10 protein-coding genes are annotated in these 10,592 nt (G+C 62.4%); all 10 read left to right on the forward strand.

From position 1 onward, the window contains the following. Nucleotides 1-78: 78 nt before the first annotated feature. Nucleotides 79-1,593, forward strand: a complete 1,515-nt coding sequence (locus tag U0177_RS27765) for a type I-B CRISPR-associated protein Cas8b1/Cst1 (protein WP_409573938.1) — start codon at nucleotides 79-81, stop codon at nucleotides 1,591-1,593. A gap of 33 nt (nucleotides 1,594-1,626) precedes the next feature. Further along, nucleotides 1,627-2,697, forward strand: a complete 1,071-nt coding sequence (gene cas7i / locus U0177_RS27770; RefSeq protein WP_409573939.1) for a type I-B CRISPR-associated protein Cas7/Cst2/DevR — start codon at nucleotides 1,627-1,629, stop codon at nucleotides 2,695-2,697. Between the two features lie 9 nt (nucleotides 2,698-2,706). Continuing rightward, a complete protein-coding gene (cas5, locus tag U0177_RS27775; protein ID WP_409573940.1) occupies nucleotides 2,707-3,423 on the forward strand; it encodes a CRISPR-associated protein Cas5 in 717 nt (238 codons plus the stop codon). 1 nt (nucleotide 3,424) lies between these two features. Continuing rightward, nucleotides 3,425-5,839 (forward strand): CRISPR-associated helicase Cas3', encoded by a 2,415-nt coding sequence (gene cas3 / locus U0177_RS27780; protein WP_409573941.1) that lies wholly within the window; start codon nucleotides 3,425-3,427, stop codon nucleotides 5,837-5,839. Between the two features lie 89 nt (nucleotides 5,840-5,928). Further along, a complete protein-coding gene (locus tag U0177_RS27785) occupies nucleotides 5,929-6,489 on the forward strand; it encodes a hypothetical protein (RefSeq protein ID WP_409573942.1) in 561 nt (186 codons plus the stop codon). A gap of 58 nt (nucleotides 6,490-6,547) precedes the next feature. Next, on the forward strand, nucleotides 6,548-6,976 hold the full coding sequence (locus U0177_RS27790) for a hypothetical protein (RefSeq protein WP_409573943.1): 429 nt from the start codon (nucleotides 6,548-6,550) through the stop codon (nucleotides 6,974-6,976). Nucleotides 6,977-6,978: 2 nt separating this feature from the next. Further along, nucleotides 6,979-7,965 carry a CRISPR system precrRNA processing endoribonuclease RAMP protein Cas6 gene (gene cas6, locus U0177_RS27795; protein ID WP_409573944.1) on the forward strand — a complete coding sequence of 329 codons (987 nt, stop codon included), beginning with the start codon at nucleotides 6,979-6,981 and terminating at the stop codon, nucleotides 7,963-7,965. 407 nt (nucleotides 7,966-8,372) lie between these two features. After that, entirely contained in the window at nucleotides 8,373-9,389 is a 1,017-nt protein-coding gene (gene cas1 / locus U0177_RS27800) for a CRISPR-associated endonuclease Cas1 (protein ID WP_409573945.1), read from the forward strand. A gap of 1 nt (nucleotide 9,390) precedes the next feature. Further along, the gene (cas2, locus tag U0177_RS27805) at nucleotides 9,391-9,651 is read left to right on the forward strand and encodes a CRISPR-associated endonuclease Cas2 (protein WP_409573946.1); all 261 of its coding nucleotides are present in this window, start codon (nucleotides 9,391-9,393) and stop codon (nucleotides 9,649-9,651) included. Then, nucleotides 9,644-10,255, forward strand: coding sequence for a CRISPR-associated protein Cas4 (gene cas4, locus U0177_RS27810; RefSeq protein WP_409573947.1), 612 nt, complete (start codon nucleotides 9,644-9,646; stop codon nucleotides 10,253-10,255). The genes cas2 and cas4 overlap by 8 nt, the downstream gene beginning before the upstream one ends. Nucleotides 10,256-10,592: the final 337 nt, after the last annotated feature.

Consider the following 10,592-nt stretch of genomic DNA (forward strand, 5'->3'; position numbering starts at 1 on the left):
AAAACGCAACAGAGACTGCAACTATATTGCAGGGTGGGGTGATAGAGTAGCAGCATTGAGTGAATGAAGGAGAGCGCGATGCTCCGATACACTGGTCATCCTCTCGTCGATGTTGGCGTGGCGACGATCCTAGCGTTTCGCAACAAGCTCGACCCAGCCGCTTTGAGCGATGACGATCTAGCTGCCGTCGCGGAGTTTATTGAACGGCAGTACACCGTGCAGCCGCTGAAGTCGTTTCTGAACGTCGCGTTTGTCAATTCAGGCTTCACCCAGCCGGCCTTTGAGAGCCAGCCAGAGAAGCGCCAGCTATACGCGCGCAAGGTCGCTCGCCAGCATGCCACTGCCCAGGCTGACAGCGACGAGCGGTGTGTCTTCACCGGCGATCCGGTAAGCGCAGTCTCGTGGTCGGTTGATGAGTCTCTGCCGGCAGGGCGCGCATTTCGCGAGCACATCCCGCTGCTGAACGGGCGCGATGTGATCAACTTTGTGCCGGGCGGCGATGCGGGCCTGCCGGTTTCGGGCAAGGCGCTGCTTTGTATCCAGTTCTTTCCGATGGGTTCGGCTAAGTGCGGCGGGCGCTTGCTGGCCGTGCATTCCGACAATCCGGCGCTGATGTGGCATTTCGCTAACCAGTTCTGGCATGCCAATCAGTCGGCTATTCTCCAGGCGCAGGCCACAGGTAGCTCTAAACTGCCTGAGGCGCCGCATAATCCGCGCACATTATTGATAAAAACCTTCCTCGAGATTGAAACGCAACGCCGCGATGCTGTCGCCGACAAGCAGCCAGCTTCTGTCACTGCCTACCACCTGAGCAATAGCGGCCAATCGAATCCGCTCGACGCGCGCAACCCGCCATTGGCGATCTACCATCTGCCGCTGCAGATTGCGGTGTTTCTTGCGACCGTGAGCGGCGGCGACTACAAACAGGTATGGGGCGAAATCGCCAGCCGCGCCTGGCAGCGCCCGCCCGTGCCAAAAAAGGGCAAGAACACAAGTGATGAGCCGTTTGTGCCACGCTATAACCTCTTGTATGAAGATCTGTTTCGCCTGCCAGACAACGCGCGAGCCTTTGTACGCACTCACTTTCTGCGCCTGCCGCGCCGGGCCGCACAGCCTGATGATCCAACCAAAGAATCGTACACGCTAACGACCGACGCGCACCTTGTTTCCTGGAAGCTCGTCAACCTGTTTTTAAAGGAGGTCATCCGTATGAGCGAAACGCGCATCGAGGAAATCCGTAAGATGGGCGACCGGCTGGCCAACTATGTCTACGACATGGATGATCGGCGCTTCTTTCGCCACTTTTTCCGCGAGAACCGCCCCCAGGAGTTTCGCGCACATCTGATTAAGGCCAATCTCTCGGCGATCCGTGCGGGCAAGGCGCCTCTGTTCACGCTTGAGCCCTACACGCAGGTGTTTCACCTTGATTTATTCGACGACGGCGCGGAGATGCTGCGTATCGATTGGAAGTTTGCCCGCGACCTGGTGTTCATCCGCATGATCGAGCAGCTTTACGCCAAAGGCTGGATCGGCAAGCATCCCGACCTTGTCGAAGAAGTCGCGCAGACCGACGCCGATGATCAGGAATCGTAAATTGCGCTGTTGTAGCAGGAAAGGACAACACTCATGGCCTTCGTCACCGGCACGCTTTTGATCGACGCGCCTGCTTCGGCGCTGAACAACATGGGCAGCATTCCCGGCGAGCGGGAGGATAACACTGTTGGCGTGAAGCAAATTCGCACCAAAGAAGGCATCTACCCCTACGTTTCGGCGCAGGCGTTTCGCTACTGGCTACGCACGACGCTTGAAGATCGCAACGATGATTGGAAGCCTTCGCCGATTCACCGGGCCGAAAAGATTGCTTTCACCGATGCGAACCCGCTGGACTTCTGGGACGATGATCTATTCGGCTATATGCGCGCCCCATCAAAAAAGGAGGCACGCGCCAAAGCACAGGCGGGCGATGTCGTTGATACCGAGACGCTTGCCACCGTCACCCGGCTCTCACCACTGCGCGTCAGCACCCTGGTGTCGATTACACCCTTCCCGCAGCTCACGAGCGACTTTGGCACCATGTCGCGCCACGAAGGCAACCCGGTGCCGCACGAGCACCAGTTCTACCGCACAGCGCTGAAGGGCTTGTTCTCGCTCGATCTGCACGCCTGCGGCACGTTTTCCTACGCCGACCGTACTGGCTTCCGCCACCTTGACGAGGTGCGGCGGCAGAAGGCCGAGGCCGCTGGGCTGGAGCATCTTGTGGAGGAGAAATCGTACCGGCTGCCATTTGAGCAGCGCCAGGCGCGCGTTCAGGCGCTGTTCGAGGGCCTGGCACAGCTAGAGGGCGGTGCGAAACAAACACTGCATTATACCGATGTCGCCCCGGCGTTGATAGTGATGGCGGTGACGAGGGGTGGCAACCATATGTTTGGCCACACGCTGGGCGCGAGCCGCAATGGCCTGCCGGAATGCAAGCTCGACTCGCTGCGCGAGGCATTAACAGTCTTCCGCGACGATCTGCTTTCGCCGGTCTATGTCGGCTGGGTGCGCGGCTACCTGGACGATGAGCGCGCGAAGTTCGAGGCGTTCGCCAATGAATACAACGCCGACACGCCGTACCCGATCAGCATAAGCCACCCACGCACAGCGCTGCTGACGCTGGCGCAGGAGTTTGCCAAAAACCCTGGCTGGCTGGATTAGGAGGCGCTGATGCAGGTGCTCAAAGTTGTTGCCGAGGGGATAACGACATCTTTTCGCTATCCCCACTTCGTCCAAGGCGTGCAGCCGACGTTCGAGATGCCCCCGCCGGCCACGATCTATGGTCACATCTGTAGCGCTCTGGGGCAATGGGTCGATCCAGGCGGGATTGCTTTCGCCTACCATTTCACCGCGCAGGGCCGTGTGGATGATGTCGAGCACGTTCATATGCTGACATCAAGTAGCGGCAAACTGCCTGGCACGAAGCTGCCGAAGGTGCTTGAAGGTAGCATCAACCCTTTCAAGCGAACCTTGCTGTTCCAACCGCGCCTGACACTGTATCTAAACCGCCCTGAGTGGTTACCCGCCTTCCGCAGCCCACATTATGCCGTAGTGTTGGGTCGCTCGCAGGATTTGTGCTGGTACACGCAGATCGAGGTGATCGATCTGTCAGAGGCGCACGAGGCATACTTCGAGCATACGCTGCTGCCCTATGCAATGGCGACGCAGATCCGCGTGGGTATGGTCGTATCAATGCCGCGCTACCTCGACAATACCCGCAACCGCGCGCCGACGTTTGATCGCTACCTCGTGCTCCAGCAGCGAGTCTGGAGCCGCGAGATGCTTCAGTTTGGCGACACAGCCCAGCGATATATTGTCGACCCGCAATCGCCGGTATATAGCGGCGCCCGACGCGGCCTGGTATTTCAGCGCTTTGTGGAGGACTGAAATGCAGCCAGCAGCGTGGCCTGATTGGCTCGACAGCACCTGGGGTAAGAGCGCAGGCAAAGGCGAGCAGCGCGGCGAAAGCTTGGCACAACATACCTGGCTGGTTATAAGCCGCCTGGCCGACTTGCAGCGCTTGCGCCCGGATCTGCCGCAGCTTGTCGGCGTGCCAAAGCTCTGGCATTACCTATTCTGGACATGCATGCTGCACGATTTCGGAAAGGCTGCGCAGGGCTTCCAAGATATGCTGCGTGGCAAGGGCCGCTGGGGGCAGCGTCACGAGGTGTTGTCACTTATATTTGTGGATTGGCTCGCCGGAAGCACGACCGACGACGAGCAGCGCTGGCTCGTAGCGGGCATTGCCTCACACCACCGCGATGCAAAAACGATCGACGAGCTATACCACGACCTAGCCGATCCTGATCCGCTTGTAGGCATGGTGGCAGAGCTTGCGCCTGAGATTGTGGATGGCCTGTGGCGCTGGCTCGATGAGTGTGCAGCGGCCTGGATCACCGCGCTCGATCTTGAGCAAGCCGGGGTAACACTGCTGGCGCTGCACGAGCGCACAAATGCCGTGTGGCAGGTCGGGCAGCAGGGAGCCGCGCAGGCGCGCGCCAGATTGCAGCAGTACCGCCGCTTCGTAACCCGGCTCTCGCAGCCGACGGCGCGCTCGCTGGTCGCTTTCCTGACGCTCGTACGCGGGCTCACAACCAGCGCCGATCATATGGCCTCGGCACATGTAATGGAAATGCCCGCGCCAGTGCAAGAGGCGTGGATGAGCCTAGCTGCTCGGATCTTAAAGCCCGGCCAAGAGCCATATACGCATCAGGAGAAGAGCGCGAGCGCATACGGAACATCGACCATTTTAGTGGCGCCAACTGGCAGTGGTAAAACCGAAGCCGCGCTGTATTGGGCGCTGGGCGATGGTACGAAACCAGCAGCACGCATCTTTTACGCGCTACCCTACCAGGCCAGCATGAACGCCATGTTCGACCGCTTGAAGGACGAGGCCAAAGGTTTTGGCGAACGTGCGGTAGGCGTGCAGCATGGGCGGGCGCTCCAGGCGATGTATGCGCGCCTAATGAACCAGGAAAGCACGCCGAAACAGGCTGCGGGCGCCGCATCGTGGGAGAAGAACATCAACACGCTCAACGCCCGCCCAATCAAAGTCTTCAGTCCCTATCAGATGCTGAAGGCAATGTTTCAGCTACGCGGGTTTGAGGCGATGCTAACAGACTATGCCCAGGCGGCATTTATCTTTGACGAGATCCATGCCTATGAGCCGGAGCGGCTAGCGCTCATCCTTGCGCTGGTAAAGTATTTACGCGAAGACTATGGCGCCCGCTTTTTTATGATGTCGGCGACGTTTCCCAGGCTGATAAGAAGCAAGTTGCAGGATGCTCTCGGCATTTATAAACCAATAGAAGCCGATGAGACAGTGTTCCAGCAGTTTCGGCGCCACCGGCTGCATCTTCTCGATGGCGAGCTGATCGATCCGCTAAGCATCCAGCGTATCGCGGACGAGGTTCGCGCGGGCAAGCAGGTGCTGGTCTGCGCCAACACGGTAGCGCGAGCGCAGCAGGTGCAGGCGGCATTACAACAGGCCGGCCTACCCGATAACCAACTGCTGCTCATTCATAGCCGCTACATCTTTAGAGATCGTAACGAGCGTGAACAGCGCATTCGTGATCTTTGCGGGGTAGATGCTCCGCTAGAACAGCGAACGCCGCTGGCGTTGATCGCCACACAAGTTGTAGAAGTCAGCCTGAACATCGATCTCGCAACAATATATAGCGAGCCTGCGCCCCTTGAAGCTCTCCTTCAGCGCTTTGGGCGCGTCAACCGCCAATGCAAGCGTGGTATCTGCCCTGTGTATGTATTCCGCTTGCCCAATGATGGGCAAGGCGTTTATGGGCGGCATAAAAATGCAGACAAGCGCGGCCATATTGTGCGTGTGACATTAGGCGAGCTGGAAGCCCACGACTGCGATGAGGTGGACGAAGCGGCAATCAACGTATGGCTTGACCGCATCTACGACGATGCCGAGCTGAGCGAACAGTGGGAAACAACATATCAGCAGATTGCGGCTGATGCCATCCGACTTCTCACCGGACTGCGCCCTTTTAACAGCGATGATCAAAAGGAAGATCAATTCGAGGCAATGTTCGACAATGTTGAGATCGTGCCGGCCCGCTTTGAGCAGCAGTACGTCACACTTCTGATGAACGATGAGTTTATCGAGGCCAGCAACTACCTCGTCGGCATCAGCAAACAGAAGTTCGCGATGCTGCGCGATAAAGGGCTGGTGCGGCGTGCTGAAGCCGAGGGCAAGCGTGGCGCCTGGGTGGCAAAGCTCGAATATGATGACGGGATCGGGCTGATGTTCGACAGCACATCGCATGATCGCGATTGGGACTGATTTGGGCATCAGGTGGATGTGGCAGTTCGCCCAGACGAAATGCACGCACAACCTTCGCGGCCGGCGCGGCAGAAGAAGGAGCAGCGACCATGCGCTACGACCGGAACAAACACCACCGGCGCTCAATGCGACTGCGCGGGTACGACTACGGCCAGCCGGGGTACTACTTCGTGACGATCTGCGCGCACGGTCGCCAGCCGCTGTTCGGCGCGTTCGTAGAGGGCGCGCTGCAGCTCAACGACGCCGGACGCATGGTCGAACGATGGTGGGGCGATCTGGGCAACAAGTTCGCGCCCGTGCGAACTGACGCGTTCGTGGTTATGCCCGATCATATCCATGGCATCATTGCGATCACCGGCGAATATATCGATGATGGCGGCGATGATTCCAATGCGGGCGGATATATCAATCCGCCCCGACACGATGATGCCGATGATCCCAATGCGGGCGGATATATCAATCCGCCCCGACACGATGATCCCAATGCGGGCGGATATATCAATCCGCCCCCACACGATGATCCCAATGCGGGCGGATATATCAATCCGCCCCCACACGATGATGCCGATGCGGGCGGATATATCAATCCGCCCCACACGATGATCCCAATGCGGGCGGATATATCAATCCGCCGCCGCCGGACACGATGATGCCATTGCGGGCGGATATATCAATCCGCCCCCACACGATGATGCCGGCGATGATTCCATGGCGGGCGGCGATGCAACCGGCGATGCAACCGGCGATGCAACCGTAGGGGCGGATTGGCATATCCGCCCCCATGATGCGGGCGGTGCGGGTGATGCGGGTGATGTAGGGGCGGATTGGCATATCCGCCCCGATATCCGCCCCCACATCCGCCCCGATATCCGCCCGCCCGCACACGGCGATGGCGCCGTGGCATTGCCCGCGATCGTCCAGTGGTTCAAAATCATGACGACGACCGAGTATATCCGCCAGGTCAAGCAGGCCGGCTGGCCGCCATTCGACACGCGCGTTTGGCAGCGCGGCTACTACGAGCACATCGTCCGCGACGGCGACGCCCTGGCGCGCATTCGGCGCTATATCGCCGCTAACCCGGCCCGCTACGCCGCCGACCTCAATGCGCTGCTGCAGCGCATGCGACGAAAGGAGTGATCATGACCCTCACTACCCACCACCTCGAGTTCACGGCCAGCGCCACGACGCCGCTGGAGCTGGACGACCAGGCCGGCGGCGCGATCCGTGGCGCGCTCGTCGGCGGGCTGTGGGAGCGCTTTTGCGCCAACCGCGCCGCGCCGAGCTGCGCCGCCTGCCCGCTGCTGCGCGTTTGCCCGGTGGCGGCGCTGATCGCGCCTATGCGCGACGATGGCGAGAGCGGCGGCGAGCAGCGCCCGCGCCCCTATACCGTGCGGCCGCCGCTCGGCGGTGGCCGCCGCTACGCCGCAGCCGAGCGCTTCGGCTTCGGCCTGACGCTGATTGGCCAGGCGGCGCAGCTGTTCCCGTATGTCGTGATGGCGGCGCAGGCCGTCGAGCAGACGGGCCTTGGCCGGCGGATGGGCGCGAATGGCGGCCGGCGCGGCGGGCTGCAGATCGAGGCGATCGCCGCCGTCGACCCGCTGGCCGGCACACAGGCGCCGCTGTACACGCGCGGCCGGCCGCAGGTACACGCCCCTGGCCTGCCGATCGACGCGGCTGCGGTTGCCGCCTACGCTGCTTCGCTGCCCGCCGACCGGCTGACGCTGCATTTCCGCTCGCCGCTGCGCCTCACCGAGAAGCGCGACGGCCAGACGCGCCTGGTGCGCCGCTTCGACCCACGCCCGTTCTTCGCGCGGCTGGCTTGGCGGCTCGACGAGCTGGCCCGCGCCTACGGCGACGAGCCATACCCCGCCGACCACCGCGAGCTGCTGGCGTTCGCTGAGGCCGTGCGCGTGGCGGACGACCAGACCCGCTGGGTCGATGTTGTCAGCTACTCGTCGCGCACGCGCTCGCGCACGCCAATCGGCGGCCTGATCGGCCACGTGACGCTTGAGGGGAGCCTGGCGCCGCTGCGCGAGCTGCTGGTGTGGGGCAGCCTGATCCACGTCGGCAAGAATGCCGTCAAGGGCGATGGCTACTACACGATTCTAGCAGGCAGCGGCGGGTGAGATCCGGTCGGATGACGCTGGAGCGCATCAGCAAGGCCGGGTGTTCTACGCTCTATGCTCAATCGCATCGAGGACGCGGATCGTTAGGGCCGTAGGCGCCCTGCCAGCCCGCGCCATTGCGCCGGGAGATTGGCGCGGCGGCGAAGCCCGCGCATCCCTGGGCACCTTAACAACCAATCCCTTTCACCTCGGCTCGCAAGAGAGCGCGGAAGCGGAGCTGCGTTCAGCAGGTCACTGTGCTTCTTCGTATGTCACTGTCATGGTGAGCGCAGCGAACCATCTCATCGAACATTGCAATGCAGCGCGTTGAGAGAGCGGCGCTTCGTTCAGCATGACCAGGATCCTCGTTGGCTGAGGGAATATACGCTCACTTTCTTGACAGACTCATTAGGGAAGGAGCAACACCGATGCATCTGATCGTCGAAGAGCGCGGCGTGTTCGTAGCCAAGCACCAGGGCCGGCTGCGCGTCACCAGGGACAAGCAGCGCCTGGCCGAGGTGCCGATCATGCACCTGGAGCAAGTGCTGATCTGCAGCAACGGCGTGGGCATCAGCAGCGATGTCGTGCGCACGTGCGCCGAGGAGGGTATTCCGATCCATTTTCTGAACGGCTCGGACGGCGACGACTACGGCACGCTGTTCGCCAGCGGCCTGACTGGCATGGCGCTCACCAAGCGGGCGCAGCTGCGCGCCTACGAAGACGATCGCGGCCTGGCGCTGGCCAAAACGTTTGTGAGCGGCAAGCTCCAGAGCCAGGCGAACATGCTGCGCTACGCCGCCAAGTACCGCAAAGATGCCGACCCGCCGCTGCACCAGGCGCTCACCCTTGCCGCAACCGAGGTGCTCGACAGCCTGCCGGCGCTCGGGCGGCTGAGCGGCGTGGTAGACGAGGCGACGCGAGCAGCGCTGATGGGGCTGGAGGGCCGCGCGGCGGCGCGCTACTGGCAGGCGGTCGCGCTAATCATTCCCGGCGAGCTCGGCTGGCCCGGCCGCGAAACCCAGGGCGCGCGCGATCCATTCAACGCCGCGCTGAACTACGGCTACGGCGTGCTGCGCGCGCAGGTGCGCCAGGCGCTGCTGCTGGCCGGGCTGGAGCCCAACGCCGGCTTTCTGCACGCCGACCGGCCCGGCAAGCCCAGCCTGACGCTCGACCTGATCGAAGAGTTCCGCCAGGCCGTCGTCGATCGCACGCTGATTGGCCAGGTCAACCGTGGCTTCGCGATCGTGCAGGACGAAAGCGGCAGGCTGGATGGCCCGACGCGCAAGCGCATCGTCGAGAAGGTGCTTGAGCGCATGGAATCGACCGAGCCGTACGAGGGCAAGCGCCAGCCGCTGCGGCATATCTTGCAGCTCCAGGCGCGGCATATCGCCACCTTTGTGCGCGGCGAGCGGCCGGCCTACGAGCCGTTCGTGATGGGGTGGTGAGATGCACTGCCTGCTGATCTACGACATCCCGAACGACCGCGCGCGGCAGAAGGTCGCCGACGCCTGCCTGGACTACGGCTTGCAGCGCCTGCAGTATAGCGCGTTCTGCGGCGACCTGACGCGCACGCACCAGCGCGCGCTGTTTGTGGAGATCAAGCGGCGGCTGGGCCGCCGAAGCGGCAACGTCCAGCTGTTTTCGCTGGACACGCCGGCCTGGAACGGGCGGCGCGTGCTGGCGCAGGAGGGCAACGACGATGACTGAGACAGCCAGCGAGCTGCTGTTTGAAGTGACGGATCTCAAGCAGTGGATCTACTGCCCGCGCGTGCTGTACTACCGCTACTGCCTGCCGGAGATCCGGCCAACCACCGACCTGATCGCGGCCGGCATTCGCAGCCACGCCGACGAGGCCGGGCGCGAAGAGCGGCGCTCGCTGCGGAGCTACGGCCTGCAAGAAGGCGAGCGCGCGTTCGACGTACGCCTGCGCTCGGCGGCGCTCGGGCTGCGCGGCCGGCTGGATCTGGCGATCGCCGTGCCGGATCGCGCGGCGCCAAATGCCGAGGCGATGGTCGTAGAGTATAAAGACAGTGAGAAGCCAGCCGGGCCGCACTTCAAATTGCAGCTCGCCGCGTATGCCCTGCTGCTGGAAGAAGCCTGGGCGCTGCCCGTGCGGCGCGGCTACATCTACAGCATCCCACTGCGCGAAACCGAGATCATCTCAATCGGCGCGGCGCTGCGGCAAAAGGTTCGCCAGGCAGTCGCGGCCATGCGAGTAGCGGTTACGGGCGAGCGCATGCCCGATGCGCCAGCCAGCCGGCGGCCGTGTGTGAGCTGCGAGTTCCGGCGATTTTGCAACGATGTCGTCTGAGCCGGCGCGAAACCAGACCGCCTGCGGGCCTGGCTCGCAACTTGCGGCGCAAACAGCGAAAACGCGACCAGCGCGGACGCCGGAGCCGTGGCGGCTGCACGCCTCGGCGGCAGTGCAACGGCCACGCAGCCACTTCGCAACTTGGCGCGATTTTGGCGCAGAATCGGAGTTGCGAGCACGGCGCGAGCATGCTATGCTTGGCGGCAAAGAGCAGCGCGCCAGAACCGCCCAGGAGCGACGAAATGCGCCTACAGTACCATGAGAGGCGGCGGTATGCTCGGGGCAATGCCGCTGCTTCAACGCCTTCGACTCGCCGAGAGTTCTGAAACACGATCTG

Origin of the sequence: Kouleothrix sp. (assembly GCF_046328425.1) — a bacterium.
In the GTDB taxonomy this organism is placed as follows: Bacteria; Chloroflexota; Chloroflexia; order Chloroflexales; family Roseiflexaceae; genus Kouleothrix.